The organism is Gordonia hydrophobica NBRC 16057 (assembly GCF_001592365.1).
GTDB lineage: Bacteria > Actinomycetota > Actinomycetes > Mycobacteriales > Mycobacteriaceae > Gordonia > Gordonia hydrophobica.
Window position 1 is genome coordinate 214,200 of sequence record NZ_BCWU01000007.1, and the last position, 26,500, is coordinate 240,699.

The window sequence follows — 26,500 nt, forward strand, 5'->3', positions numbered from 1 at the left end:
GGTAAGACTGAACGCATGCAGCTGCAATTCACACCGGACGAGGAAGCCTTCCGTCAGGAACTCCGCACGTATTTCACCACCGAGATCCCCGAGGAGATCCGGCAGCGCTGCGAAGCGGGCGCGCTGAACTACCCGGACGACATCGTCACCACCACCCGCATCCTGAACAAGGGCGGGTATGCGGTGCCGCACTGGCCGACGGACTGGGGCGGCCAGGACTGGACCCCGATCCAGCACCACATCTACCGCGAGGAGATGGCGCTGAACTTCGTGCCCGACCTCCTGCCCTTCAACGCGGGCATGGTCGGGCCGGTGATCGCCCAGTTCGGATCACAGGAGCAGAAGGAGAAGTTCCTTCCCGCCACCGCGAACCTCGACATCTGGTGGTGCCAGGGCTTCTCGGAGCCGGAGGCGGGCTCGGACCTCGCCTCCCTGAAGACCCGCGCTGTGCGCGACGGGGACCACTACGTCATCAACGGGCAGAAGACCTGGACCACCCTCGGACAGTTCGCCGACTGGATCTTCTGCCTGGCACGGACCGATCCCGACGTGAAGAAGCAGGCGGGCATCAGCTTCTTCCTGTTCCCCATGGACACCCCGGGCGTCGAGCTCCGTCCCATCCAGCTGATCGACGGCGGGTACGAGGTCAACGAGGTCTTCTTCCAAGACGTCCGAGTTCCCGCCGAGAACCTGGTCGGCGAGGAGAACATCGGCTGGACCATCGCCAAGTTCCTGCTCGGCAACGAACGCTCGGGCATCGCCCGCGTCGGCTGGACCAAGACCCGGGTCGCCAAGGCCAAGCAGCTCGCCGCGGCCACCCGCACCCCGCACGGGACGATGCTCGACGACCCGATCTTCGCCGCACGCCTGGCCGAACTCGAGAACCAGCTCCTCGCCCTGGAGGTGACGCAGCTGCGTGTGGTCGCGGGATCGGCCGACGGCAAGCCCAACCCGGCGTCATCGTTGCTGAAGCTGCAGGGGTCGCAGTTGCAGCAGGAGGCCACCGAACTGTTGGCCGACCTCGCGGGCGCAGACTCGCTGCCCGTCTCGCGGATCGACTCGGCCGAGGAGGGCGACGTCGCCGACATCCTCAGCCCCGAGTGGGCGCAGCTGACCGTGCCCGCCTACCTGAACTACCGCAAGGTGACGATCTACGGCGGCTCGTCGGAGGTCCAGCGCCAGATCATCGACAAGGCCGTCCTCGGTCTGTGACCGCCGCCCCCGCACTGACTTCCACTGCCGAGAACTTCTAGGAAACACACCATGGAATTCGAACTCTCCGAAGAACAGGTCATGCTCCGCGACACCGTGCGCGAGGTGCTGACCAAGAAATACGACATCGAGACCCTCCGCGCCGTCACCGACACCGAGCTGGGATGGAGCCGCGACGTGTGGACCTCCCTCGCCGAGATCGGCATCCTCGGTCTGGTCTTCGACGACGCCGACGGCGGTACCGGTGCGGGCATCGAAGAACTCGCTCCGGTGATGAGCGAATTCGGCGCGTCGATAGCCCCCGAGCCGTTCCTGGACGCCGTCGTCGTCCCCGGCCTGCTGGTCTCCAGGACCGCCGACGCCGACGTTCGCGCCGACATCGTCGGCGGCCTCTCGTCCGGCGAGCGTCTGGCTGCGTTCGCCCACCACGAGAACGGCGACCGCTGGCCGGTGTACGCCGTCGCCTCGACGGTCGCCGACGGCAAACTGTCGGGCACCAAGTCGCTGGTTCCGGCGGGCCACACCGCCGATGTCCTGGTGGTCTCCGCACGCGACGCATCGGGTGAGATCGGCCTGTACCTGGTCGACGCCGCCGCCGAAGGCGTCGCTCGGACCGCCTACCGCACCCACGACCGCCGACGCGGCGCGCAGATCGTCTTCACCGACGCGCCGGCCACTCGGCTGGGCTCGGGCGACGCGTCGTCGGTCATCAGCGAGGTCGAGGTCTTCGCCCAGACCGCGCTGGTCGCCGAGGCCGTCGGCGCCATGCGCGCGAGCCTGGACATGACCACCGAGTACCTGTTGACCCGCAAGCAGTTCGGCGTTCCGCTCGCGACCTTCCAGGCGCTCACGCACCGGGCCGCCGACATGTACGTGTCGCTGGAACTCGCCAGCAGCCTGTCGGTCTATGCGACCGCCGCGCTCGCCGAGGGCCGGGTGGACCCGATCATCGCCTCGCGCGCCAAGTTGCAGGCGCTGCGATCGGCTCGCCACGTCGGGCAGGAGTCCATCCAGATGCACGGTGGAATCGGCATGACCGCCGAGTACCCCGTCGCGCATTACGTCAGCCGCCTGACGGCGATCGGCCACACGTTGGGCGACGCCGACAGCCACCTACAGCGACTCTCCGCCTCCGTCGGCGACTGGGACATGGTCACCGTCGCCTGAAGCAGAGCCCAGCCGCATCCGCGTGGTTCAGCGATTTCCGCGGTGTCACCGACACCGCGGAATCAGCGAGCCACGCGGATGCTGCCGATCGACGTCGCACCGACAAATCCGTGACTACCAGTCACATGTATTAGTGTTGCCGACAATACGCGCCGCAGTCCGAGCGGCGCGTCGACGAACGGAGACAGCCATGGCCGCACCCCTGATCGAGGACTCCATCGAGATCGACGCCAGCCCGGAGAAGGTGTGGTCGGTCGTCAGTGACCTCCGCCGGATGGGCGAGTGGAGCCCGCAGTGCATGAAGATGGTGATCTTCGGCGGCGACGTGAAGCTCGGCACCACCACCCTGAACGTCAATCGTCGCGGCCCGCTGGTGTGGCCCACGCGCTCGAAAGTCGTGACCTTCGAGCCCAACAAGGAGCTCGCCTTCCGCATCCTCGACAACCGCACCGTGTGGTCGTTCCGGATCGAGCCGACCGCGACCGGCGTGCGCCTGACCGAGTCCCGCACGGTGCCCGAGGGCGGCACCACGAAGATCTCCTCGACACTCGTCGACAAGCTGATGGGCGGCGAGAAGCCCTTCGAGGCCGAACTGCTGGAGGGAATCCGCGAGACCCTCGGCAAGATCAAGCGCGCCGCCCAGGGCTGACACCGGCCCGCACCGCTTCGGTGGACGGTTTCGACGGACATCCGCGTTCCGTCGGAGGGTGATGCTCGTCCAGACCCGCACGGCCCCGACGTTTAAGCTGTCCTGAGTCGGTCGTGCCGTCGCGCGGCCCGTTGATCTAGGAGTGCAGAACCGGTGGCTCGACGTCCCTCCCAACCCGACGACCGCGCGGGGCTCGCCCACGTCGTCGACCTGATCCGCGAGACGGTTCCGCCGCTGCACCCGGCGGGCATCCCGTTCGTCGCCGCGCCCGCTGCGGTCGCGGTGCTGGGCCGCAAGCGGCGCTGGATCGCCCGCCCCGCACTCGCGACGGCCGCCGCGTCGGCCCTGTTCTTCCGTCACCCGAGCCGTGTCCCGCCGACCGGCGAGGGGCTCGTCGTCGCGGCGGCCGACGGCACCGTCGCGCTGGTCGACGACGCCGTCCCGATGCCGGAACTCGGCCTCGGCGACCAGCCTCTCCCCCGCGTCTGCACGTTCCTGTCGGTCTTCGACGTGCACGTGCAGCGGGTGCCGATCGCCGGCCGCGTCCGGTCGGTGGTGCACACCCCGGGCGCCTTCCTGTCCGCCGACCTCCCCGCCGCGAGCAGCGAGAACGAGCGCACCGCGATGACCATCGCCACCGGCCCGGACGGTTCCGGTCCCGCGGTCGGCGTGGTGCAGATCGCCGGACTGCTGGCGCGGCGGATCGTCAACGACGCCGCACCCGGCGACGCGCTCACGCTCGGCGACACGTACGGGCTCATCCGGTTCGGCTCGCGCGTCGACATCTACCTCCCGCAGGGCTCGACGGTGAAGGTGGCGCGGGGTCAGCGCGCCGTCGGTGCCGAGACGGTGCTGGCGGAGCTGCCCTGATGCCTCGGATCCGCCCGCATCGCCGTCCGGTCCATCGGCCGCGACGTCTGCGGCTGTCCTCCAGCCGTAGGCGCGACCACGAGACACGGCGTCCGCGGTCGGCGCGGTCGGCGCGCGCGGGTCGGCTGATCGTCCCGTCGACTCTCACCATCCTGGCGCTGTCCGCGGGGCTCACCGCAGTCCGTTCCGCCGATGCGGGCAACGTCGATCTGGCGATGGGCCTGCTGGTCCTGGCCGCCGTCTTCGACGGCATCGACGGCCGCGTCGCACGCCTCATGGACGCGACCACGAAGATCGGCGCCGAACTCGACTCCCTGGCCGATGCCATCAACTTCGGCGTGGCGCCGGCACTGATCGTGTACGCCACGGTCTTGCGCGACAACCCGAGCGCCGCGGCCCAGGACTTCGGCTGGGTGGTGGCCCTGCTGTTCTGCGCTGCCATCGTGCTACGGCTCGCCCGCTTCAACACGCTGCTCGACGACGTCGACGCCCCCAAGTACACGAAGGACTACTTCGTCGGCGTTCCTGCTCCGGCCGCAGCGGTGATGGCGCTGCTGCCGATCGGCCTGCAGCAGCACTTCGGGCACGGCTGGTGGGTCTCGATGCCCGCGGTCAGCGCCTGGCTGCTGTTCACCGGGCTGCTCGCGGTCAGCACCGTGCCGACGCTGTCGATGAAATCGGCCAGCATCCGACCGAACGCGCTCGCCGGGCTGCTGTTCGTGGTCGCCGCGGCCGCCGCGCTGCTGTTCACCTTCCCGTACCTGCTGATGATCATCATGGTGACGGCCTATCTGATTCACATCCCCTTCGCGTGGCGCACCAAACGCTGGGCCGCCTCGCATCCGGAACACTGGGACGCCCCCGCCCGCGCCCGGCGGCTGCAACGCCGCGAGGATCGCAGACAGGCGGTCGCCGACGGCAACCGCCGTCGAGTGATCCCGCAGCGGTCAACCGCCCGTCTGGGACTCCGTCGCCCCCAAGGACCTCGCGAGGACTGAATGGCCCCCACGCTGACCCTCACCGCCCGGCTCAACACCTCGGCCGCCGACGCCCGCCGCGGCATCGTCCGCGTCCACCCCGAGGTGCTCGCCGCGCTGTCCCTGCGCGAGTGGGACGCCGTCTCGCTGACCGGCGGACGCGTCTCGTCGGCCGTCGTCGCCGCTGCACCGCCCGACTCGCCGACCGGCCTGATCCTGCTCGACGACCTCACCTTCTCGAACCTCGGGATCCGCGAGGACTCGACGGTCGTCGTCGCGCCCGTCGTGGTGCACGGCGCCACCCGCGTCACCGTGCGCGGCTCGCGCCTCGCGAGCGTGTCGGTGGCCGAGGCAACCCTCCGACGCGCCCTGCTCGGCAAGGTCGTCAGCGTCGGCGACACGGTCTCCCTGCTCCCGCGCGATCTGGGCCCCGACTTCACGGCCACCGCCGCGACAGCGTCGCTCGCGCGTTCCGTCGGCATCACCTGGACCAACGAGTTGCTGACCGTCGTGGCGACCGTGCCCGACGGCCCGGTGAGCGTGCAGACGAACACCGCCGTGCTGTGGGAGGGCTCCGCGCTGCCGGCCGCCGAGGCCGCGGCGACCGGCGGCGCGACGCCCGTGGCGCCTGCCGCCGCCGGGGTACCCGCCGAGCCTGCCGCGCCCGTTCCGGAACCGGCCCGCGTGCGCCCGGTCTCCGAACTCGTCGGCGTCGACGCCCAGGTCGCCCGGCTCACCGAATGGCTGGGCGTGACGCTCGACAACCCCGACGTGCTCCGGTCCCTCGGCGCGCAACCCCGCCTCGGCGTGCTGCTCTCCGGCCCTTCCGGCGTGGGCAAGGCGACGCTGGTCCGCTCCGTCTGCGAGCATCGCCCGCTGGCGGAGGTCGACGGCCCGTCGGTCGGCGCGCTCGCGGCCGAGGGTCGGCGGGCGGCCGTCCAGCAGGCGATCGCGCGACTGGCCGCAGGCGGAGTGCTGCTAGTCACCGACGTCGACAAGCTGCTTCCGATCGACGGCGACCCGGTCTCGACGCTGATCCTGGACGATCTGCGTGCCGCCGTCGCGAACGGCTCCATCGCCCTGATCGCCACCACCTCCGACGCCGTCGGTCTCGACTCCCGGCTCCGCGAACCCGACCTCGCCGACCGCGAGCTGACGATCGGACTCCCCGACGCGGGCCAGCGAGCCAAGCTGCTCGGCGCGATCCTCTCCGACGTGCCCACCGAAGGCCGCCTGGATCTGGACGCCGTCGCGTCACGGACGCCCGGATTCGTCGCCGCCGACCTCGCGGCGCTCACCCGCGACGCCGCTCTGCGCGCCGCCTCGCGCGCGACCCGCGACAACACCGACGCCGCGCTCCGCACCGACGATCTCGTCGAAGCACTCGGCGTGATCCGCCCGGCCTCCCGACTGGAGTCGCCCGACGTCGCGCTCGGATCGATCACCCTCGACGACGTCGGCGACATGGTCGAGACCCGGCAGGCCCTCACCGAGGCGGTCCTGTGGCCGCTGCAGCATCCGGACACCTTCACCCGCCTGGGCGTGGAGCCGCCGCGCGGTGTGCTGCTGTACGGCCCGCCCGGCTGCGGCAAGACCTTCGTGGTCCGGGCGCTCGCCGCCTCCGGACGACTCTCGGTGCACAGCGTCAAGGGCGCCGAGCTCCTCGACAAGTGGGTCGGCTCCTCCGAGCGCGCCGTCCGCGATCTCTTCGCCCGGGCCCGCGCGAGCGCGCCGTCGTTGGTCTTCCTCGACGAGGTGGACGCGCTCGCGCCGCGCCGCGGCGGCTCCACCGACTCCGGCGTCGCGGACCGCGTGGTCGCGGCACTGCTCACCGAGCTCGACGGTGCCGAGCCGCTCACCGATGTGGTGGTCCTCGGCGCCACCAACCGGCCCGACCTCATCGACCCCGCGCTCCTGCGCCCCGGCCGACTGGAACGCCTGGTGTTCGTGCCGCCGCCGGACGCCGACGCGCGCGCCGACATCCTTCAGACCGCCGCCCGCAACGTCCCGCTGTCGGGCGTCGACCTCGTCGAGCTGGCCGCCGATCTCGACGGCTACTCGGCGGCCGACTGCTCGGCGCTGCTGCGTGAGGCCGCTCTCGCCGCGATGCGCCGAGACATCGACGCCGCGACGGTCACCGACGCCGACGTCGAGACGGCCCGGGCCGTCGTCCGCCCCTCGCTCGATTCGGCTCAGGTGGCCGAATTGGCGGCGTATGCGGAGCGCCGAGCTCAGTAGGGCATCCTTCCCGAGAGCAATCGATTCAGTCGGCGTTGGGCTGTCCGACGAATTCTCGGCCAATCCTCGCCCCGCCGCCCACGTTCCCGATACATTGCTTGGAGTTCCAAGTATTAGCGCGTGATCGAGGAGAATTCATGACGACCGGGTACACCGAGCAGACCGCGGCAGCCATCAGCACCACACGGTCGTACACCGTCGGTGATCTGCTCCGACGCACCGCGCTGCGATCGCCGGACAAGACCGCGATCATCAACGGCGACACCGCCCTGACGTTCGCCGAGTTCGACGCGGCCGTGAATCGCTGCGCCAACGCGTTGACCGCTCGAGGACTGCAGAAGGGCGACCGTCTGGCCCTGGTCAGTCACAACTGCTGGCAGTTCGCGGTCCTGAACTTCGCGACCGCCCGCCTCGGCGCAATCCTGGTGCCGATCAACTTCGGGCTGGGCGTCGACGAGATCGCGTTCATCCTCGACCACTCCGGCGCGAGCGTCGTGGTCGCCGAGGACACTCTGGTCAGCACGGTGGGCGCAGCAGTCGATGCGTCGTCGCGCACCGACGTGGTGCGCGGGACCATCCCGCTCGCGGGCGCCGGCGCAGACGGCTGGGAGGACGTCGCCACGTGGATCGAGCACGACGACGCCTCTGCACCGGATGTCCTCGTCGGGGACGACGATCCGCTGCGCATGATGTTCACCTCCGGAACCGAGTCACGCCCCAAGGGCGTGCTGCTGTCGTCGAAGTCGCTGGTCTCGCAGTACGTCTCCTGCATCATCGACGGCGGCATGACGGCCGACGACGTCGAAGTGCACTCCCTGCCGCTGTACCACTGCGCGCAGCTCGACTGCTTCCTCTCGGTCGACGTCTATCTCGGAGCCACCAGCATCATCCTGCCGAGCCCCGAGCCCGCGGCGCTGCTCGCAGCCGTGGAGAAGCACCGCGCCACCAAACTGTTCTGCCCGCCGACCGTGTGGATCTCCCTGCTGCGCCATCCCGACTTCGAGACGCGTGATCTCTCCTCCCTGCGCAAGGGGTACTACGGCGCCTCGGCGATGCCGGTGGAGGTGCTCCGCGAGATGGGCCGCCGCCTCCCGCAGGTGCAGCTCTGGAACTTCTACGGTCAGACCGAGATGTCGCCGCTGGCCACGATTCTGCAGCCGCACGAGCAGTTCGACCGCGCCGGGTCGGCCGGTCGTGCGGCCCTGAACGTCGAGACCATCGTGGTCGACGACGAGGACAATCCGGTGCCCACCGGCGAGGTCGGCGAGATCGTCCACCGCAGTCCGCACGCCTGCCTCGGCTACTACAACGACGAGGAGAAGACCGCCGCCGCCTTCCGGAACGGCTGGTTCCACTCCGGCGACCTCGGCGTCATCGACGCCGAGGGCTACCTCTCGGTGGTCGACCGCAAGAAGGACATGATCAAGACCGGTGGCGAGAACGTGGCCTCCCGGGAAGTCGAGGAGGCCGTCTACCTGCTCGACGGCGTGGCCGAGGTCGCGGTGTTCGGCGTGCCGCACCCGAAGTGGATCGAGGCCGTCACCGCGGTGATCGTGCCCAAGGAGGGCGTGACGCTCACCCGCGAGCAGGTGGACGCGCACGTCGAGAGCACCCTCGCCGGGTACAAGCGCCCCAAGTACGTCATCTTCGCCGACGCCCTGCCGAAGAACCCGTCGGGAAAGATTCTCAAGAAGGATCTGCGCACCGAGTACGAACGCGTCGCCGACTGACTTCGAGCGCCGGCGCAGCGACGAGTGTCAGCTCGCCGTGCCCGGCGTCTGGGGAGCGGTGGTCTGCGGATTCTGATTCTGCTGCCCGGGTGCGGTGGGCGTCTGCCCCTCCGGGTTCTGCCCGTCCGAGTCCTGCCCGTCGCCGTTCGGCGGAGTGACGCGCCAGCGGCGGCCCGGACCGAACTCGTTGCCGGGAACCTCGCCGGAGAAGCCGCGCATCACCTCGCTGCGCTCGTAGCGCTGCGAGTGATCGCCGTGATTCCCGGTCTGATCAGCGGTGATGTAGCCGAGTCCGAACCCGGCGCCGAGGAGTGCCGCAGCACTGACGCCGGCACCCGCGACGATCCAGGATCGTTTCACGCGAATCCGGTTGTCGACGGGCTCTGCCGCCGCCGGAACTGGGGCGGGCTGCGCGGCAGGCCCAGGCTCCGCAGCGGCCGGCCCCGTCGCAGTCGGCCCCGCCGCGATCGGCCCCGTCGCGATCGGCTCGGTTGCGATCGGCTCGGTCGCGGCCGTCGCGTCACCGGCCTCCGGACGGTCGGCCGGGGTGTCCGAACCTCCCGCCGGGGTGGTCGTGTCGGGCGTCTCGGGCTGGTCGCGGTCAGTCATCGTCAGTCCTCTCGTGGCAGCCGTGACGCGATGTCACGGCCTCGACACTCGAGTGAACCGGTTCCGCCTGGCAACTGGCTGGGAACGCGGTGGGAGTCTGCTTCGACGTCGTGGGCGTCTACCCGACGCGACTGACCTGGTAGATCAGTGTGGAACGGCTGGCCGAGGCGTCGGCCGAGAGCCCGACGTTGACCCACAACTGCTTGCCGTCGTCCTCGTCTTTGCTGAGCAGGACGGACTTCGCAGCGGGTTCGTCGACGCGCGACGACTCGGCGAACCCCGCGTCAGTCAGCGTGGTGACGGCGTTCGTCAGCGGATCTCCGTCGGCGGCATGCGCCTGCACGGTCACCTGCCAGGTGGTGGATTCCCCGGATGCGGAGAGGATCGCACCCTCGACGAGGTGGACCTGCGACGGGAAGTCAGCGGGGAGTTGAACACCCTCCGACGCCGCCCCGTCGTCGGAGCCGCAAGCGACCAGAACGGTAGCCGCGCACAGGACGATCAGCGCAACAGTCACCAGTCTCTGAATGTGCTTCATAACCGAAACGGTAAGGTAGTACCCAGCGTCTCGTCTGTACGACACCCCGCCCGCCCGTCCTCGACACCGTCGGAGTGCCATTTTGATCCTGGTATTGATCGCCCTGTTCATCAGTGCGCTCATCGCACCACCGATCATCAAGGCTCTCGGTTCCCGCGGATTCTACGTCCTCGCCGTCGCCCCGGCCGCAGGTCTGGGCTGGGTGATCGCCCACTGGCCCGAGTCGGGATCGCCGCCGCGCGTCGAAGTCGTCAGGTGGATCCCCAGCCTGAGCATGGACATCACCCTTCGGTTCGACACCCTCGCAGCCGTGATGTCGGTGCTGATTCTGGGGGTCGGGACCCTGGTCCTGATCTACTGTGCCAACTACTTCGACGAGATGCGTCGCCGGATCGCCGTCTTCGGCGGCGAGCTCGTCGCCTTCGCCGGCGCCATGTTCGGCCTCGTCGTCAGCGACAACACCCTGGTCATGTACGTCTTCTGGGAGGCGACGACCGTCCTGTCGTTCATGCTGGTCGGCTTCTTCGCCGTTCGTGCCACCTCGCGCCGCGCCGCCACCCAGGCGCTGCTGGTCACCACCTTCGGCGGCCTCGCGATGCTGGTCGGCATCATCATGCTGGGCGAGCGCACGGGCAGCTACCTGCTGTCCGACCTGATCGCGCACCCGCCGACCGCAGGCGTCTACGTCGACGTCGCCGTCGTCCTGATCTTGATCGGCGCCCTCTCGAAGTCGGCGATCGTGCCCTTCCACTTCTGGCTTCCGGGAGCGATGGCGGCGCCCACCCCCGTCAGCGCGTACTTGCACGCTGCGGCGATGGTGAAGGCGGGCGTCTACCTCGTCGCCCGGCTGGCACCGGCATTCGCCCCGCTGCTGAGCTGGCAGATCCCGGTGATCGGCCTCGGCATGCTCACGATGGTGCTCGGCGGCTGGCGCTCGTTGCGCGAGCTCGACTTGAAGCTGATCCTCGCGTTCGGCACCGTCTCCCAGCTCGGCTTCATCACCGTGCTGGTCGGCATCGGCGACGCCAACGTCGCGATGGCAGGCATGGCGATGGTCGTGGCGCACGCGATGTTCAAGGCCTGTCTGTTCATGGTCGTCGGCATCATCGACCACTCCACCGGCACGCGCGACATCCGCAAGCTGGCCCGGCTGGGTCAGCGCCTCCCCGGGCTCGCGGTGATCTCTGCGTTCGCCGGCGCCAGTATGGCCGGCCTGCCGTTCACCTTCGGCTTCGTCGGCAAGGAGACCGCGTTCGGCAGCATCTGGGAGACCGGCGCGCTCTCGCCCGTTCAACGTTCGATCGTCGACATCGTGCTGTTGGTCGGATCGGTCCTCACGTTCGCCTACACCGTCCGCTTCATCTGGGGCGCCTTCGGCCGCAAGGTCCGCAGGCTGCCGACCCGCGCGGTCGCCCAACTCGAGCAGCCCGCCCGGATGTTCCTGCTCCCGCCCGCCGTCCTCGCGACGACCGGTGTCGTCACCTCGTTCTTCGCAGGCTGGATCAGCGACCTCGTCGAACCGTATGCGCACACCCTGCCCGCGTACGGCGAGGAGGTCGAGCATCTCGCACTATGGCACGGCTTCGGACTGCCCGTGATGTTCTCGATCATCGTGGTGCTGGGCGGATCCGCACTGTTCCTCTTCCTCCGCGCCCGTCGCCGGAAGCTGTTCGTCACCCCGCCGCGCCTCAACGCCGACCGGATCTACGACGCGTCGCTGCGCACCGCCGATCGCGTGTCGCTGTGGGTCACCCGAAACACCCAGCGCGGTTCGCTGCCGATCACCCAGGGCGTCATCCTGTCGACCGCCGTCCTGCTTCCGGTCACCGTGCTGTTCCTCGGCGACCGACACGGCCTGCACCTGCACGGCTTCAACACTGCCTCCGAGGTCGTCATCGGCCTCATCATGGTGGCCGCGGCCGCCGCGACCGCACTCCTCCGCAATCGTCTCGCCGGGCTGCTGACCCTGGGCGTGACCGGTTACGGCTGCGGTGCGCTGTTCGCACTGTACGGCGCACCCGACCTCGCGCTGACCCAGTTCCTGGTCGAGAGCCTCACGCTCGTCGTCTTCGTCCTGGTGCTGCGCAAACTGCCGTCCGAGGCGACGCCGAAGCAGAGCACCGGGCACCGTCCGGTCCGGATCGCGATCGCCGTGGCCTTCGGCGCGATGCTGGTCCTGATCGGCATGTTCGCCGCCGCCGCGCGCTCCACCGAACCGCTCCACGTGTATCTGGGCGACGCCGCCTACGAGTTCGGCAACGGCGCCAACGCCGTCAACGTGCTGCTCGTCGACATCCGCGCCTGGGACACCATCGGCGAGGTGTCGGTGCTGATCGTCGCCGCGACCGGCGTCGCCTCCATGCTCTTCCGCAGTCGCCGCTTCGGCGCCGTCCCGCGCGTCACCGACGACCAGATCGCGCAGCGACGCAACGGCGACGACGCAACCCACGGTCGCACCACTTGGCTGCGCGGCAGCGAGATGCGCGATCCCGCCCAGCGCTCGCTGATCCTCGAAGCGACCACGCGACTGGTGTTCCCGACACTCGTCGTGCTGTCGGCGTACTTCTTCTTCGCCGGACACAACGCGCCCGGCGGCGGCTTCGCCGGCGGCCTGGTGATGGGGCTGGCCCTGGTCCTGCGCTACCTTGCGGGAGGACGCTACGAGCTCGGCGAAGCCCTCCGCGTGGAAGCGGGCACCATCCTCGGCGCCGGACTGCTGATCGCCGCGGGCACCGCCGCCACCTCCCTGTTCTTCGGCGCCCCCGCGCTGTCGTCGGCGACGTTCCAACTGCACCTGCCGATCTTCGGCGACTTCAAACTGGTGACCGCCCTGTTCTTCGACCTCGGCATCTACCTGATCGTCGTCGGCCTGGTGGTGGACGTGCTGCGCAGTCTCGGCGCCCGACTCGACGTCGCGGACCGCGAGAGCGAACAGCAGATCGACGCGACCCCGGCGGAGGTGAAGTGATGGCGGTGAACCTCGGACTGTTGATCGTCATCGGCGCCATGGCCGCCGCAGGCGTCTATCTGCTGACCGAACGCAGCTTGATCCGCATGCTGTTCGGCCTGCTGTTGGTCGGCAACGCCTTGAACTTGATGATCGTCGTGCTGGCCGGGCCGCCCGGCCATCCGCCGATCCGGGGGCGCGAGTCCGCGGGGCAGTCGTTCGATACCGATCCCCTCGCCCAGGGCATGGTGTTGACCGCGATCGTCCTGACCGTGGGCATCGCCGCGTTCATCCTCGCCCTGACGTATCGGCTGTTCCAGATCAACCAGGCCGCCGAAGAGGAAGAGCCGCTGCCCGGCCAGGAGATCGCCACCGACGACGAGGTCGGCGACGACGAGGAGGACATCAAGATCCTCACCGGGTCGTTCGAGTCGCTGCCCGACCGCGACCGCAGCGACGATCCGTCGACGGGCGCCGACACCGTGGTCGGCGACCTCTTCGACTCCCGCGGCAACCCGATCACCGCGGAGGAGTTCATCGCCTCGCACGTCAACGTCCACGAGCCGGACCTGATGCCGGAGGACGCCAACGTCCTCGATCATCTGCCCGACGACGGCGACGAGATGCCGTCCGACGCCGACAGCCCAGACGACCTCGACAACGACGATGCGGAGGTGAACCGATGAGCCCGCAACCCTCGTGGATCACGACGCTCATCGTCCTGCCGACGCTGGTCCCGTTGGTCGCCGCCGCCGTCACCCTGCTCGCCGGGCGGAGTCCGCGGGTGCAGCGGCTGGTGACCGTCGTCGCCCTCGGGATCGCGCTCACCGCGTCGTGCCTGATGATGTATCTGACCAGCGCCCACGGAACGTTCGCGGTCACCATCGGAGGCTGGGACGGGCACGGCCTGGTCGGCACACCGCTCGGCATCACGCTCGTCGTGGACCGACTGGCCGCGCTGATGCTGGTGATCTCGCTGACCGTGCTGCTGTGCGTGGTGGTCTACGCGATCGGGCAGGACGTCCGCGACGGCACCACCGAACAGCCGGTGTCGATCTTCCTGCCGAGTTACCTGGTGCTGACCGCGGGCGTCTGCAACTCGTTCCTCGCCGGCGACCTGTTCAACCTGTACGTCTCCTTCGAAGTCCTGCTGGCTGCGAGCTTCGTCCTGCTCACCCTGGGTGCGAGCACCGATCGCGTCCGCGCGGGCGCGTCGTACATCATGGTGTCGATGGTGTCGTCGCTGATCTTCCTGGCGGGCATCGCCTTCGCCTACGCGACCACCGGGACGCTCAACCTGGCCGAGATGGCGATCCGGCTCGACGAGGTCCCCGACGGCACGCGCAACGCCCTGTACGCCGTCCTGCTGGTCGCGTTCGGAATCAAGGCCGCCGTGTTCCCGCTCTCGACGTGGCTCCCCGACTCGTACCCCACCGCACCCGCACCGGTGACCGCGGTGTTCGCCGGCCTGCTGACCAAGGTCGGCGTGTACGCGCTGATCCGCACCCACACGCTGCTGTTCCCGGGCGGCACGATGGACAACGTCCTGATGGTGGCCGGCCTGCTGACGATGCTCGTCGGCATCTTCGGCGCCATCGCGCAGTCGGACATCAAACGACTGCTGTCGTTCACACTGGTCAGCCACATCGGCTACATGGTGTTCGGCATCGCCGTCGGTTCGCAGCTGTCGACGTCGGCGGCGATCTACTACGTCGCCCACCACATTCTGGTGCAGACCACGCTGTTCCTGGTGGTCGGCCTGATCGAACGACAAGCGGGCTCGGCGTCGCTGCGCCGCCTCGGCGGCCTCATCGCGAGTCCCCTGCTCGCGGTGCTGTTCCTCATCCCCGCGCTGAACCTGGGCGGCATTCCGCCGTTCTCCGGATTCATCGGCAAGGTGGCGCTGCTGGAGGCCGGCGCTCAGGACGGGTCGGCGCTGTCGTGGGTGTTGATCGCGGGCTCGGTCATCACCAGCCTGCTGACGCTGTACGTGATGGCCCGCATCTGGACCAAGGCGTTCTGGCGCGCGCGGGCCGACGCCCCCGAGGGCGCGATGGCCTCGAGCACCGCGTCGGCGCTGATCCTGGAGGGTGAGGACGTGCTGCTCTCCGAACGCGAGGACGTCGGCCGCATGCCGGTGACCATGGTGGTTCCCACCATGGCGATGGTCGCGGCCGGGTTGGCGCTGACCTTGTGGGGCGGCCCCATGTTCCACTTCACCGACGACGCCGCAGACGGCGTGATCGACCGCAGTCAGTACATCTCCACGGTCCTGCAGAAGTCCGAGGCAGCGATGCATCCGAGCGGAGGTCAGGGATGAGTCCGGCGCCGTTTCCCGATCGACCGCACGCCAAACCGGTGGGCAAACGCCCGGTGGCCGCGTTCTTCGGCAACCTGTGGCGGGTGGCTCTCGTCAACTTCGCGTGGCCGGTGGTGCGGCTCTACGTCTGGTTGAGCGCACGCCTACGCGCCCCCAGGTGGATGGGCGGCTCGCTCCGCGAGATCGGCTTGCGGCTGTGGGGGTTCGCGTGGCTGACCTCGGTCTGGGTGCTGCTGTGGGGCGACGTGACCTGGAGCAACATCGTGGCGGGCGCCGTGATCGCACTCCTGGTGATGGTCCTGCTGCCGCTGCCGCGCGTCGCCGTCGAAGGTCGGTTCCATCCGCTGTCGGCGCTGAAACTGGTCGCGACCATGCTCTACAACTTCTTCATCTCCAGCGCCCAGGTGGCGTGGGCCGCGGTCAAGCCCGGTGAGCCGCCGCTCGGCGTGGTGGTGCGCGTGCACATGGCGATCAAGTCCGACCTCACCCTCACCCTCGCCGTCGACTACATCAATCTGGTGCCGGGCACGATGGTCGTGGAGATCGATCAACCGGCGCGCATGCTCTACATCCACGTCTTCGACGCGCGCCAGCAGAAGCACGTCGACAGTTTCCTGAGCCAGGTGGCGTACATCGAGCGCGAGTTCATCCGGACCTTCGAGCGCGACGAGGAATGGCATCCCAGCCCGCTCCACGGCATCGACGACGACTACCACCACGTACCGTTCGCCGACCGTCAGCGCGTGGCCGAGCAGGACGCCTCCCGAAAGGAGAAGCGATGACCGTCGTCTGGATTCTCAGTGCAGCGATGGTGCTCACCGCCGCAGCGCTGACCGCGTACCGGACGCTCCGCGGACCGACGACGCTCGATCGGCTCGTCGGCGTCGACGCGCTGGTCGCGATCGCCATCTGCGGGCTGTCGGTGTGGGTCGCCTACACCTTCGACACCACGGTCGTCCCCGGCATCGTCGCCCTGAGCCTGGTCGGGTTCATCGGGTCGATCGCCGTCGCTCGGTTTCGTGTGCGGGATGATCAGCGATGATCATCGACGTGGTCTCCGCGGTCCTGATCCTGACCGGATCACTGCTGGCGCTCACCGCTGCGATCGGCATCGTCCGCTTCCCCGACACCCTCAGCCGCATGCACGCGGCCACCAAACCGCAGACGTTCGGGATGATCCTGGTCCTCACGGGCACCTTCATCCGCCTCAACGGTCACGTGGACGGTGGAATGCTGATCCTGACCGGCCTGTTCACGCTCATCACCGCCCCCGTCGTCGCCCAGCGCGTCGGCCGCCTGGTCTATCGCGAGCAGTCCCTGGGCGACGAGGTGATCGACGAAGGAGATTTCACGGCGCGGCGGGAATAGCCTTCGATGATTGATTCCCGGTGACGGTCGTCCCCGACACTGGTCGTGGGGTGGCTGCGGGCGGAGCGAGCACGCAGTTATCGAGACCGTGAGTTCGCTGGAACCGCGGGCCTTCCGCCGCCATCATGTGGTGATCCCGCCAGTGCTCCGACGGATCTTGGGCCGGCGCCTCCGTGGCGGGAAGCGGTGGTCTTCATCGGCGAGGCCTCGTCCGACTGACGATCCCTGCTGAGAACTGCCTGCTCAGGCGCTTCCGACGGAATATTGCCGCCGGAGGGCGCTGAGCAAGCAGTTCTCAGCACCATGTGACAGCAGGCGGCGCGGCGCCGACATCAGATCAAACGGAGGCCTCCCGCGACCACCGCGTGCGTGCTCGGCTCCGCTCGCAGGCAGCACTCGACCAGCGTGGAACGACCATCCCTGGGAATCAATCGTTCAGTGCAGTTCGCGAACCACCGAGTCGACGACGGCGCGGAGATCGCCGGATTCCTCGAACACGATCCGCTGACGCTGGTAACTGGCGGCGCCGTCGATGATCTCGTGCACCAGCCCCAACTCGTCCAGGCAGCCGAGCGACGCCGCGACCGGCTCCAACCGGACCAGCAGGTCGGCGAAGTCCTCGGTCACCAGTCGTTCGGAACACGCAGAGTCCTGGATGATGATCGCATCGAGTCCGTACCGCGCGGCGCGCCACTTGTTCTCCTGCACCAGCCAGGGGGCCATCTGCGGCAGGGTCTCCCCCGCCGATAGCCGCCGGTCCAAGTCCACGATCAGGCAGTGGGTGAGCGCCACGATTGCGGCCAGCTCTCGTCGATTCGAGACGCCGTCACACACCCGAACCTCGATGGTGCCCAGATGCGGCGACGGCCGGACGTCCCAGCGGATCTCGTTCAAGTGATCGATGATCCCGGTGGTCTTCTGGTCGTGGACAAAGCCCTCGAACTCCGACCAGGTCTCGAACTGGAACGGAAGGCCTGCGGTCGGCAGCTGCTGGAACATCATGGCGCGGTTGCTCGCATAACCGGTCGACCGACCGGCCCACATGGGCGACGACGCCGAAAGCGCCAGCAGATGCGGGTAGTACTTGAGCAGTGACGACTGGATCGGCAGCACCTTGTCACGGTCGTCGATGCCCACGTGCACGTGTACGCCCCAGATCAACATCTGCCGACCCCACCACTGGGTGCGCTCGATCAACTCGGCATACCGGCTGCCGTCCGACAACTGCTGGGCCGACCATTCGGCGAACGGATGCGTGCCCGCGCCGTAGAGATCCACGCCGATCTCGTCGGCGAGACCACGGACCACCTCCAGCGAACCGCCGAGATCGTCCATCGCCTCACCGACGGTCGTGCAGATGCCGGTGACGAGCTCGACCGTGTTGCGGAGGAGCTCCCGGTGGATTTTGCCCCGCTGGTCGCCTGCCCGTTCCTCGACGAGGTGGAACAGCTGGTCGGCCGCGTTCGAGAGGTCCCGTGTGGTCTGGTCGACCAGCGCCAGCTCCCACTCCACGCCCAGCGTCGGCCGCGGGGAGGCGCTGAAGGCGATGCCCGCCGGGGAGGTCATCGTCGTCCGAATCGCTAGCTGGTCTGGCGCAGGATGCCGCAGGCGAGGCGCGGAGCCTCGGTGCCGGTGCCCGCGAGGTCGTGCAGGATCAGGGCCTTGCCGCGGATCTGCTGCACCGTGAACGCATCGGTGGTGTAGGTGTTGCTGGCCGTTCCGTCCTTGAGGACGTTCATGCTCATCAGGTCACCGGACTCCGGCTTCTCCGTGCGGCCGTCCACCTGGAAGTGTCCGCCCGCGCTGGCGAAGGCGGTGGACGCCTCACACTTGCCGACCGTGTGGATGTGCAGCCCGTGCTCGCCCGGCTTGACCCCGGAGACGCGCGCCGCCACCTTCACGGCGTCGCCCTCCTGCGAGAGGCTCACGAACCCGACGCGGTGCCCGTCCTTGTCGACCAGCGTCGCGGACGCGGACTCGGCCGACGGGATCTGGTCCATGTTGACGACCTCGCCGGGAGCCACCTGATCGCCGGTCACGACGGCGGGCGTGGTGCCCTTCACGTCGGACGGGTGCTCATTCGGCGTACACGCCGACAGCGCCAGTACTGCGCCGCCCGCGGCGGCGACTGCTGCGATGGCCCGAACTGCCGAAGCGCGATTGGTGCTACGGACGGTCATGAGTGCTCCTTCGTCGGTCGGCAGGGGCGGACGCAGCTGTATCGCTTCGCTCGCACCGGGCTGATGCCGTGATCGGAATTGATTCTGTTCGCCAATGATTATGACCGGTCCGTCTGGGCCGCGCGCTACCGGCTCACCACGACGACCGCCAACTGCCCCAGGCACCGGGTGAAAGCATCGGGCCGCGGATTCAATTCGGCACCGCCCGGAACCTCCTCGGCGACCTTCTTGGCCGCGTCCTCCTGGTCCGGCGTGTAGAAGATGGTGTTCTCGCTCACGCTGGACGTGCTGAGGTTCGACGTCTCCTCGACGGTGAATCCCTGGTCGGTCAGGGTCTTGGCCACTTCGCCCGCCAGACCCGTCACCCGGCCCGCGTTGAGAACGCACAGGGCGGGCATATCGGCGGCGGCACCGGGCTTGGACGATTCGCTCGCTGCGGTGGTCGTGGTGGCCGACGGCGTCGGTGTCGCCGACTCTGCGGCCGCCGCACTCTCCGACGCCGCCTTAAGACCCGCTTCGGGATCGTCTCCGCCGGAGGTCAGCTGATGGATTCCGAGACCGATGCAGACCACGGCGATCGCCGCCAGCAACATGGCACCCGCACGGAACGGCAGTCGGTTGGATTCTTTTTCAGCATTCATCACGGCAACTCTAACTCACACCCAGCTCAGGCAGCTCGAGCGTCGCACTGCGGTCACTGGGTGATGTCGAAGCCGAGACGACGGGCCGCGCGCGCCTTCTGACGCGAGGCGCGCAGCCGGCGCAGACGCTTCACGAGCATGGGATCGGCGGCGAGTGCCTCCGGCCGATCGACGAGCGCACCGAGCACCTGGTAGTACCGGGTCGCCGAGAGATTGAAGAGTTCCTTGATCGCGTCCTCTTTGGAACCCGCGTACTTCCACCACTGTCGCTCGAAGCCGAGAATGTCGCGTTCACGGCGGGTCAGGCCGTCGTCACCGACCTCGTGCGGGTCGAGGTTCGCCTGGTCCTGGGCTCCATCGACCGCTGTGGGATCGTCGCCCTTCGGGCTCCGCGCCGTTGCGCCGCTCATTTCGCTCCTCAAACAGCTGAACCATGCATCCACACCACGTTCGCAGCAGTCCCCCGGCGAACGAATGACATCAGTGTGGTTCCGTCGAACATCTAACCACGATCGGTCGCCGCATCCGCGGTGACGCACCGCAGCACCGCACGACGTGTCGGGCAGTAGAATGCCGTCTCATGGCAATTCTCCCGATCTGCATCATCGGTGAACCCGTGCTCCATCAGCCGACGACGCCCGTCGAACTCGACGCGGACGGCAAGCCGTCGGACGAGATCGTCGCGCTGCTCGACGACATGTACGAGACGATGGACACCGCGAACGGCGTCGGCCTCGCCGCCAACCAGGTCGGCAAGGGCCTGCGGATGTTCGTCTACGACTGCCCCGACGCCCAGATGCATGCCAGGCGCCGCGGTGAGGTGATCAATCCGGTCCTGGAGACCTCAGAGATCCCCGAGACCATGCCCGATCCCGACGACAACGACGAGGGCTGCCTCTCCGTTCCGGGCGAGGGCTTTCCGACCGGACGCGCGGACTGGGCCAAGGTGGTCGGCACCGACCGGCACGGTGAGCGCGTGGAGATCGAGGGCACCGGATTCTTCGCCCGCATGCTGCAGCACGAGACCGGGCACCTCGACGGGTATCTGTACGTCGACGTGCTGATCGGCCGCAATGCGCGCGCTGCCAAGAAGGCCGTCAAGCGCAACGGCTGGGGCGTTCCCGGACTCACCTGGCTCCCCGGCGCAGTCACCGATCCCTTCGGCCACGACGACTGACATGCCGCCCGGTTCCTCTCCCGCTCAGCCCGCGGTCGGCGACCGCGTCGTCATCCGCTATCGACTCGGCGACGATGCCCCCGCGGACTGGCGGGACGCGCCCAATCCCCCGGTCGCGGACGGCCCCAGCCAGTCGGACATCACCGGGATCCTGCGGGAGCGGACCGACGACGCGTACGTGATCGAACGCGACGGTCGCCTGCACCGACTGCCCGTCACCGCCATCTCGTCGGTCCGACTGCTGTCGCGGCGGGTGGTGCGCAACTCCGAGATCCGCGAGGTGGAGCGCGCCTTGATGCTGGCCGCGCCTGCCGCCGAGCGGGACGAGATCGACGGTTGGCTCCTCAACGCGCCGGGCGACGACGCCGGGCACGTCCGCTCCGGAGTCGCCGCACCGATCGACTTCGGCTCCACGTCCGCCGGACTGCCGGGCGCCGTCGCCTGGCTCACCGTCCGCGGTCTGCCCGCCCGGGTGATGCTCGCCGAACGCCTGCTCCGCCCCTCGGCACTCGGTGCGGCCATCGGCGTCGACGCCGCCTACGAAGTGTTGATCGGGCCCGAACCCACCGGGCCGACGCCGACCGGCGACTGGTCGCTGATCGCCGACCGCGTGGCCGCCGCGACGGTGTCCACGGCCGACGACCCCGCTCGCGACGCCTGGCGCGCACGCGGATTCGAGCTCCATCACACCTGCCGACTGCTGACGCTGTAGCGCCGGCAGCATCAATTACGGTGGAGTGCGATGTCGAACTCCAGCACTGACCCCGATCTGACCAAACGGCGAATCGTCGCCGCCGTTCTGTCCGTCCTCGCACTGCTCGGGGTCCTGGCGTTCACCTGGTGGATCGACGGTCAGGACGGCCCCGACGAGACCTCGGCCGCCGCCTCGTCGACGGCCTCGGCCGCTGCAAGCGACTCCGCGCCGGCCAGTGACTCCGCGTCGACGACGGCATCACGAGCGACGACCTCCGCGCCGTCGTCGGCCCCCGACATTCCCGACCACGTCCTGGCGACCCTCGACGAGATCGACTCCGGCCGGTGGCCCGAGTCCGCGAACGCGCCGGGCACCCGCGGCGGCGACACCTTCCGGAACCGCGAAGGCAATCTCCCGACCAGGACGGCGACCGGCAAACGGGTGACCTACAAGGAATGGGATGTCAATCCCCGCAAGCGCGGCCAGGGGCGCGACGCGGAACGCATCGTCACCGGCAGCGACGGCTCGGCCTGGTACACGGCAGACCACTATCGCAGCTTCGACCAGATCCGAGGACCGTCCGCATGAAGCTCACCCTCCCCGCCGACTTCCTGACCGCGGTGCCCGGCGTCGCACTCGGCGTCGGCGACGTCGACACTTACCGCACCGGCGCCGCAGTCCGCAGGGTGTCCGGTGCCGCGATGCGGACTGTCGACGACCTCTATGACGCCTTCGCCGCGGCGTGGGACTTTCCCACCCATTTCGGCTACAACAAGGACGCCTTCGACGACGTGATCGGCGATCTCCCTCCCGGCCTGCGCACCGCGACGGGCGCCGTCGCCACCGGAGTCCTGACGATCATCACCGACGCCGATCGCCTGTTGGTCGACGCCACCGACGACGACCGCGAGTGGTTCGCCACCAGCCCGCCATTCTGGCAGGAGCGCTGCGCGCGCGATCACCGCGGGTTCGGCATCGTGCTGCTCGCCGATCAGGCCTCCGCGGGCGCCGTGGAGCACCGCTGGAGGGCCGCCGGTGGCGAGCTGATCCGTCTCCGGCAGGATTGACCGCATGCGCCTGGCGACGTGGAACGTGAACTCGATCCGCGCCCGATCCGAACAGGTCGTGGCATGGATGAACCGGCATGCGATCGATGTGCTCGCCATGCAGGAGACCAAGTGCTCCGACGATCAGTTCCCGGTGATGAGCTTCATCGCCCACGGATACGACGTCGCGTTCCATGGGACCGGCGGCTACAACGGCGTCGCGATCGCCTCACGGGTCGGGCTGCACGACGTCCACATCGGATTCGACGGCCAACCGCAGTACGACGGTGAGACGGAGGCCCGCGCCCTGTCCGCGACCTGCGGCGGCGTTCGGGTGTGGAGTCTCTACGTGCCCAACGGCCGCGAGCCCGGCCACCCACATCTCGACTACAAGCTGCGCTGGCTGAGCGCCCTGTCCGATGTGACATCGCTGGAGCTCTCCCACGACCCCGCCGCACAGGTAGCCCTGCTCGGCGACTGGAATGTGGCGCCCACCGACGACGACGTCTGGGATCCGGAGTATTTCACCGCGCGTACCCACACCTCGGAGGCGGAGCGGGCGGCGTTCGCGAAGTTCGTCGAAGGCGGCTTCGCCGACAGCGCGGGCCCGTACACGCCAGGGCCCAACACCTACACGTTCTGGGACTATCAATCCGGACGGTTCGCCCGCAACGAGGGCATGCGCATCGATTTCGGTCTCAGTTCCCCGGCGCTGGACGACCGGATCCACGACGCGTTCATCGACCGGAATGCGCGTGCGGCAGAAGGCGCCAGCGATCACGCACCGGTCGTCTTCGATCTGAGCTGAGGCGACACCCCCGCCGTCAGGCGGCGAGCAGCGGAGCCGTCGTGACCATGCCCGGGTGAGCGTCCAGGAAGTGCCTCGTGAACGTGCAGAGCGGCCGCACCTTCCGTCCATTCTCACGCATGTACTGCATCGTGACCCCGGTCAGCTTGGTGGCCAGCCCGTGCCCGCTGTACTCGTCGTACAGCACGGTGTGCAAGATAGTCACCACCTCGCCCTGCGGCTCGTCGTCGATCCGATAGCTGAGGACGCCGACGAGGTCGCCGGCCACCCAGAGCTCGAACCGATCACGGTCCGCGTTGTGCACCACCTCGGAGATCTGGTGCAGCAACGATCTCGCGGACTGCGGGGGATGATTCCGACGGGCCTTGCGATACATACAACCTCCTGTGACTAGCATCACACTTTAGGTCTGGACTGGCCGTCTGGCAAGCCTCATCAGTCGCAGGAGCATCACGATGCCGCGTCGATCCGGACGCCGGGTAGGGTGTGTTCTGCACAACTTCACACGCGGGGGCTCCCACGATCACCGGGGGCTGAGATGGCGACAGGCGGTCGTCGACCGCCTGAACCTGTCCGGATAATGCCGGCGTAGGGAGGATGATCATGGGTACTTCCATGCCTGAAAACACGCAGCCCAAGGGCAACGACGCCCCCGTCACCGAGATCACTCTCGGCCCCATCCAGGGAAGCGAGAAGACGTACGTCGACGTCGACGGGATGGCCGTCCCGTTCCGTCGCGTCAGCCTGACGAACGGCGAGCACCTCGACCTGTACGACACCTCGGGGCCGTACACCGACGCCTCGGCTGCGATCGATGTGGAAGCCGGTCTGCCGAAGACCCGCGACGCGTGGAACCGTCCCGAGCCGGTCCGCATCGAGGCCACCGGAACCGTCGCGGCCACCCAGCTCGCCTGGGCCCGCGCCGGCCTCGTCACACCCGAGATGGCGTTCATCGCGGCGCGCGAAGGCGTCCCGGAAGAACTGGTGCGCGACGAGGTCGCGGCCGGCCGCGCGGTGATCCCGGCCAACCATCGACACCCCGAGTCCGAACCGATGATCATCGGCAAGGCCTTCGCGGTGAAGGTCAACGCGAACATCGGCAACTCCGCGGTGACGTCGTCGATCGCCGAGGAGGTGGAGAAGATGGTGTGGGCCACCCGGTGGGGCGCCGACACCATCATGGACCTCTCCACCGGCAAGGACATCCATCTGACCCGCGAATGGATCATGCGGAACTCGCCTGCACCGGTCGGCACGGTCCCCATCTATCAAGCGCTGGAGAAGGTCGACGGCGACCCGACCCGACTCACCTGGGAGCTGTACCGCGACACCGTGATCGAGCAGGCCGAGCAGGGTGTGGACTACATGACGGTGCACGCGGGAGTGCTGCTACGGTACGTGCCGCTGGCCGCCAAGCGCGTCACCGGCATCGTCTCGCGCGGCGGGTCGATCATGGCGGCGTGGTGCCTGGCACACCACCGGGAGTCGTTCCTGTACACACACTTCACCGAGCTCTGCGAGATCCTCGCCCGCTACGACATCACCTTCTCGCTCGGTGACGGTCTGCGCCCCGGGTCGATCGCCGACGCGAACGACGAGGCGCAGTTCGCCGAACTCCGGACGCTGGGCGAGCTCACGAAGATCGCGAAGAGTCACGGCGTCCAGGTGATGATCGAAGGCCCCGGCCACGTGCCGATGCACAAGATCGCCGAGAACGTCCGCCTCGAGGAGCTCTGGTGCGAGGAGGCCCCGTTCTACACCCTCGGACCGCTCGCGACCGACATCGCACCCGCCTACGACCACATCACCTCGGCGATCGGCGCCGCGATGATCGCCCAGGCCGGCACGGCGATGCTCTGCTACGTGACCCCCAAGGAGCACCTCGGGCTCCCGAATCGGGACGATGTGAAGGTCGGCGTCATCACCTACAAGATCGCCGCCCACGCCGCCGACCTCGCCAAGGGCCACCCGCGCGCCCAGGAGCGCGACGACGCCCTGAGCAAGGCCCGATTCGAGTTCCGCTGGCACGACCAATTCAATCTCGCGCTCGACCCGGACACGGCCCGCGAATACCACGACGAGACCCTCCCCGCCGAGCCGGCGAAGACCGCGCACTTCTGCTCCATGTGCGGTCCCAAGTTCTGCTCGATGCGCATCTCGGCCGACGTCCGCGCCTATGCCGAGGAGCACGGTCTGGTCACCCAGGATGACATCGACGCACGCATCGCTGCGGAGATGGACGCGAAGTCCGCCGAGTTCGCCGCCGCGGGCAACCAGGTGTACCTGCCGATCGCGGAGGTCACGACGGAAGCTGCGGCCGCGCAGTGACCGGTCCCGCGGACACTCCGCTCCTGCCGCTGCCCGCCCCGGGCGCCACGCCCGAACGGGTGATGACGATTGCCGGTTCGGACTCCGGGGGCGGTGCGGGCATTCAGGCCGACATGCGCACCTTCGCGCTGCTCGGCGTGCACGCCTGCGTCGCCGTCACCGCCGTCACCGTGCAGAACACCACCGGCGTCACCGGGTTTCAGGAGATCTCCCCCGACATCGTCGCCGCCCAGATGCGGTCGGTGGTGCCGGACATCGAGGTGTCCGCGGTCAAGACGGGGATGCTGGCGTCCGACCCGATCATCACCGCGATCGCCGAGACGGCACCTGATCTCGGGATCGGACGCGACGCCGACGTGCCCCTCGTCGTCGACCCCGTCTGCGCGTCGATGCACGGCGACGCGCTCCTCGCGACCGAGGCGCTCGGCGCTCTGAAGGAACTGCTGTTCCCGCTCGCGACCGTGGTCACCCCGAACCTCGACGAGGTGCGGCTCCTGACCGGGATCGACGTCGTCGACGCTGCGAGCCAGCGGCAAGCGGCCGTCGCCCTCCACGCACTGGGACCGCAGTGGGCGCTGGTCAAGGGCGGGCACCTGCGCGGCAGCGATCTCAGCCCGGACCTGCTGTACGACGGCGACTCGTTCCTCGAGTTCCCCGCCCGACGCATCGACACCGCGCACGACCACGGCGCCGGTGACACCCTCGCCGCCGCCATCACCGCCGCCCTGGCACACGGCTACCCGCTGCCCGACGCCATCGCCTTCGCGAAGTCGTGGGTCACCCGCGGACTCGCGGCCGCGTATCCGCTTGGCGCGGGCCACGGCCCGGTGAACCCCCTGTGGCGGCTGACCGCAGACTGATCGCCCCCGAGTCCCGCGCCGCGGTGGTACACCCTGGTCGTTCGGCGGCGTGGCGCAGTTCTCACCGGCGCTGAGTTGATCTCCCGGTCTCGGTTGATCGCCCGGTTTCGGCGTTGAGCCGAGACCCGTCGGCGACACCGG

Annotated in this window: 27 protein-coding genes and 1 riboswitch; of the genes, 20 read left to right on the top strand and 7 right to left on the bottom strand. The window is 68.8% G+C overall.

The window, feature by feature from the left end; all coding sequences use genetic code 11:
• Window positions 1–15 precede the first annotated feature (15 nt).
• The 7 genes from GH2_RS13550 to GH2_RS13580 all read left to right on the top strand — a co-directional run bounded on the left by GH2_RS13550 (window position 16) and on the right by GH2_RS13580 (window position 8,843).
• A complete protein-coding gene (locus tag GH2_RS13550) occupies window positions 16–1,212 on the top strand; it encodes an acyl-CoA dehydrogenase family protein (protein ID WP_066168974.1) in 1,197 nt (398 codons plus the stop codon).
• A gap of 51 nt (window positions 1,213–1,263) precedes the next feature.
• Window positions 1,264–2,379 carry an acyl-CoA dehydrogenase family protein gene (locus GH2_RS13555; protein WP_066168979.1) on the top strand — a complete coding sequence of 372 codons (1,116 nt, stop codon included), beginning with the start codon at window positions 1,264–1,266 and terminating at the stop codon, window positions 2,377–2,379.
• A gap of 190 nt (window positions 2,380–2,569) precedes the next feature.
• A complete protein-coding gene (locus GH2_RS13560) occupies window positions 2,570–3,028 on the top strand; it encodes an SRPBCC family protein (RefSeq protein ID WP_066168982.1) in 459 nt (152 codons plus the stop codon).
• Window positions 3,029–3,181: 153 nt separating this feature from the next.
• Window positions 3,182–3,898 carry a phosphatidylserine decarboxylase gene (locus GH2_RS13565; RefSeq protein ID WP_066168985.1) on the top strand — a complete coding sequence of 239 codons (717 nt, stop codon included), beginning with the start codon at window positions 3,182–3,184 and terminating at the stop codon, window positions 3,896–3,898.
• Window positions 3,898–4,896: a CDP-alcohol phosphatidyltransferase family protein gene (locus tag GH2_RS13570; RefSeq protein WP_066168987.1), complete on the top strand. Its 999-nt coding sequence runs from the start codon at window positions 3,898–3,900 to the stop codon at window positions 4,894–4,896. The genes GH2_RS13565 and GH2_RS13570 overlap by 1 nt, the downstream gene beginning before the upstream one ends.
• Window positions 4,897–7,113 (top strand): AAA family ATPase, encoded by a 2,217-nt coding sequence (locus tag GH2_RS13575; protein WP_066168990.1) that lies wholly within the window; start codon window positions 4,897–4,899, stop codon window positions 7,111–7,113. It begins immediately after the preceding gene.
• A gap of 137 nt (window positions 7,114–7,250) precedes the next feature.
• Window positions 7,251–8,843 (top strand): acyl-CoA synthetase, encoded by a 1,593-nt coding sequence (locus GH2_RS13580; protein ID WP_066168992.1) that lies wholly within the window; start codon window positions 7,251–7,253, stop codon window positions 8,841–8,843.
• Between the two features lie 27 nt (window positions 8,844–8,870).
• Here GH2_RS13580 and GH2_RS13585 read toward each other — a convergent pair whose 3' ends face one another.
• The gene (locus GH2_RS13585) at window positions 8,871–9,452 is read right to left on the bottom strand and encodes a hypothetical protein (RefSeq protein ID WP_066168994.1); all 582 of its coding nucleotides are present in this window, start codon (window positions 9,450–9,452) and stop codon (window positions 8,871–8,873) included.
• A 118-nt stretch (window positions 9,453–9,570) separates the two neighbouring features.
• On the bottom strand, window positions 9,571–9,990 hold the full coding sequence (locus GH2_RS13590) for a hypothetical protein (RefSeq protein ID WP_066168999.1): 420 nt from the start codon (window positions 9,988–9,990) through the stop codon (window positions 9,571–9,573).
• An 82-nt stretch (window positions 9,991–10,072) separates the two neighbouring features.
• Between GH2_RS13590 and GH2_RS13595 the strand changes: the two genes are divergently transcribed.
• Genes GH2_RS13595 through mnhG form a run of 6 tightly spaced genes read left to right on the top strand, consistent with a single transcriptional unit; the run spans window position 10,073 to window position 16,625 of the window.
• Window positions 10,073–12,958: a Na+/H+ antiporter subunit A gene (locus tag GH2_RS13595; RefSeq protein ID WP_066169002.1), complete on the top strand. Its 2,886-nt coding sequence runs from the start codon at window positions 10,073–10,075 to the stop codon at window positions 12,956–12,958.
• Window positions 12,958–13,623: a Na(+)/H(+) antiporter subunit C gene (locus GH2_RS13600; protein WP_066169005.1), complete on the top strand. Its 666-nt coding sequence runs from the start codon at window positions 12,958–12,960 to the stop codon at window positions 13,621–13,623. The genes GH2_RS13595 and GH2_RS13600 overlap by 1 nt, the downstream gene beginning before the upstream one ends.
• On the top strand, window positions 13,620–15,257 hold the full coding sequence (locus tag GH2_RS13605) for a Na+/H+ antiporter subunit D (protein ID WP_066169007.1): 1,638 nt from the start codon (window positions 13,620–13,622) through the stop codon (window positions 15,255–15,257). The genes GH2_RS13600 and GH2_RS13605 overlap by 4 nt, the downstream gene beginning before the upstream one ends.
• Window positions 15,254–16,039, top strand: coding sequence for a Na+/H+ antiporter subunit E (locus GH2_RS13610; protein ID WP_066169010.1), 786 nt, complete (start codon window positions 15,254–15,256; stop codon window positions 16,037–16,039). Before GH2_RS13605 ends, GH2_RS13610 begins: the two co-directional genes overlap by 4 nt.
• Window positions 16,036–16,299 (top strand): monovalent cation/H+ antiporter complex subunit F, encoded by a 264-nt coding sequence (locus GH2_RS13615; RefSeq protein ID WP_066169014.1) that lies wholly within the window; start codon window positions 16,036–16,038, stop codon window positions 16,297–16,299. Before GH2_RS13610 ends, GH2_RS13615 begins: the two co-directional genes overlap by 4 nt.
• The gene (mnhG, locus tag GH2_RS13620; protein ID WP_066169017.1) at window positions 16,296–16,625 is read left to right on the top strand and encodes a monovalent cation/H(+) antiporter subunit G; all 330 of its coding nucleotides are present in this window, start codon (window positions 16,296–16,298) and stop codon (window positions 16,623–16,625) included. The genes GH2_RS13615 and mnhG overlap by 4 nt, the downstream gene beginning before the upstream one ends.
• A 435-nt stretch (window positions 16,626–17,060) precedes the next feature.
• Here mnhG and GH2_RS13625 read toward each other — a convergent pair whose 3' ends face one another.
• The 4 genes from GH2_RS13625 to napA all read right to left on the bottom strand — a co-directional run bounded on the left by GH2_RS13625 (window position 17,061) and on the right by napA (window position 19,856).
• The gene (locus GH2_RS13625) at window positions 17,061–18,191 is read right to left on the bottom strand and encodes a glutamate--cysteine ligase (protein ID WP_066169020.1); all 1,131 of its coding nucleotides are present in this window, start codon (window positions 18,189–18,191) and stop codon (window positions 17,061–17,063) included.
• A gap of 14 nt (window positions 18,192–18,205) precedes the next feature.
• Window positions 18,206–18,805 carry a superoxide dismutase family protein gene (locus tag GH2_RS13630; RefSeq protein WP_066169024.1) on the bottom strand — a complete coding sequence of 200 codons (600 nt, stop codon included), beginning with the start codon at window positions 18,803–18,805 and terminating at the stop codon, window positions 18,206–18,208.
• A 125-nt stretch (window positions 18,806–18,930) separates the two neighbouring features.
• A complete protein-coding gene (locus GH2_RS13635; RefSeq protein WP_066169027.1) occupies window positions 18,931–19,446 on the bottom strand; it encodes a LytR C-terminal domain-containing protein in 516 nt (171 codons plus the stop codon).
• Window positions 19,447–19,499: 53 nt separating this feature from the next.
• Complete coding sequence (gene napA / locus GH2_RS13640) at window positions 19,500–19,856, bottom strand: nucleoid-associated protein NapA (protein WP_066169030.1); 357 nt, start codon at window positions 19,854–19,856, stop codon at window positions 19,500–19,502.
• Window positions 19,857–20,026: 170 nt separating this feature from the next.
• Here napA and GH2_RS13645 point away from each other — a divergent pair, with 170 nt between their 5' ends.
• From GH2_RS13645 to GH2_RS13665, 5 genes are read left to right on the top strand one after another with little or no spacing between them, the layout of a single operon-like run.
• The gene (locus GH2_RS13645; protein ID WP_066169033.1) at window positions 20,027–20,623 is read left to right on the top strand and encodes a peptide deformylase; all 597 of its coding nucleotides are present in this window, start codon (window positions 20,027–20,029) and stop codon (window positions 20,621–20,623) included.
• 1 nt (window position 20,624) lies between these two features.
• On the top strand, window positions 20,625–21,335 hold the full coding sequence (locus tag GH2_RS13650) for a GNAT family N-acetyltransferase, cg3035/Rv0428c family (protein ID WP_066169037.1): 711 nt from the start codon (window positions 20,625–20,627) through the stop codon (window positions 21,333–21,335).
• Between the two features lie 30 nt (window positions 21,336–21,365).
• Window positions 21,366–21,905: a guanyl-specific ribonuclease gene (locus tag GH2_RS13655; RefSeq protein ID WP_066169040.1), complete on the top strand. Its 540-nt coding sequence runs from the start codon at window positions 21,366–21,368 to the stop codon at window positions 21,903–21,905.
• Window positions 21,902–22,384: a barstar family protein gene (locus tag GH2_RS13660; RefSeq protein ID WP_066169043.1), complete on the top strand. Its 483-nt coding sequence runs from the start codon at window positions 21,902–21,904 to the stop codon at window positions 22,382–22,384. Before GH2_RS13655 ends, GH2_RS13660 begins: the two co-directional genes overlap by 4 nt.
• Window positions 22,385–22,388: 4 nt before the next feature.
• Window positions 22,389–23,171, top strand: a complete 783-nt coding sequence (locus GH2_RS13665) for an exodeoxyribonuclease III (protein ID WP_066169046.1) — start codon at window positions 22,389–22,391, stop codon at window positions 23,169–23,171.
• Between the two features lie 16 nt (window positions 23,172–23,187).
• On the opposite strand, the gene GH2_RS13670 is transcribed toward GH2_RS13665, so the two are convergent.
• Window positions 23,188–23,547: a GNAT family N-acetyltransferase gene (locus GH2_RS13670; RefSeq protein ID WP_066169049.1), complete on the bottom strand. Its 360-nt coding sequence runs from the start codon at window positions 23,545–23,547 to the stop codon at window positions 23,188–23,190.
• A 121-nt stretch (window positions 23,548–23,668) separates the two neighbouring features.
• Window positions 23,669–23,783, top strand: a riboswitch (TPP riboswitch).
• A 3-nt stretch (window positions 23,784–23,786) separates the two neighbouring features.
• Between GH2_RS13670 and thiC the strand changes: the two genes are divergently transcribed.
• The gene (thiC, locus tag GH2_RS13675) at window positions 23,787–25,499 is read left to right on the top strand and encodes a phosphomethylpyrimidine synthase ThiC (protein WP_239588879.1); all 1,713 of its coding nucleotides are present in this window, start codon (window positions 23,787–23,789) and stop codon (window positions 25,497–25,499) included.
• Between the two features lie 62 nt (window positions 25,500–25,561).
• On the top strand, window positions 25,562–26,359 hold the full coding sequence (thiD, locus tag GH2_RS13680; protein ID WP_066169218.1) for a bifunctional hydroxymethylpyrimidine kinase/phosphomethylpyrimidine kinase: 798 nt from the start codon (window positions 25,562–25,564) through the stop codon (window positions 26,357–26,359).
• The last annotated feature ends 141 nt before the right edge of the window (window positions 26,360–26,500 follow it).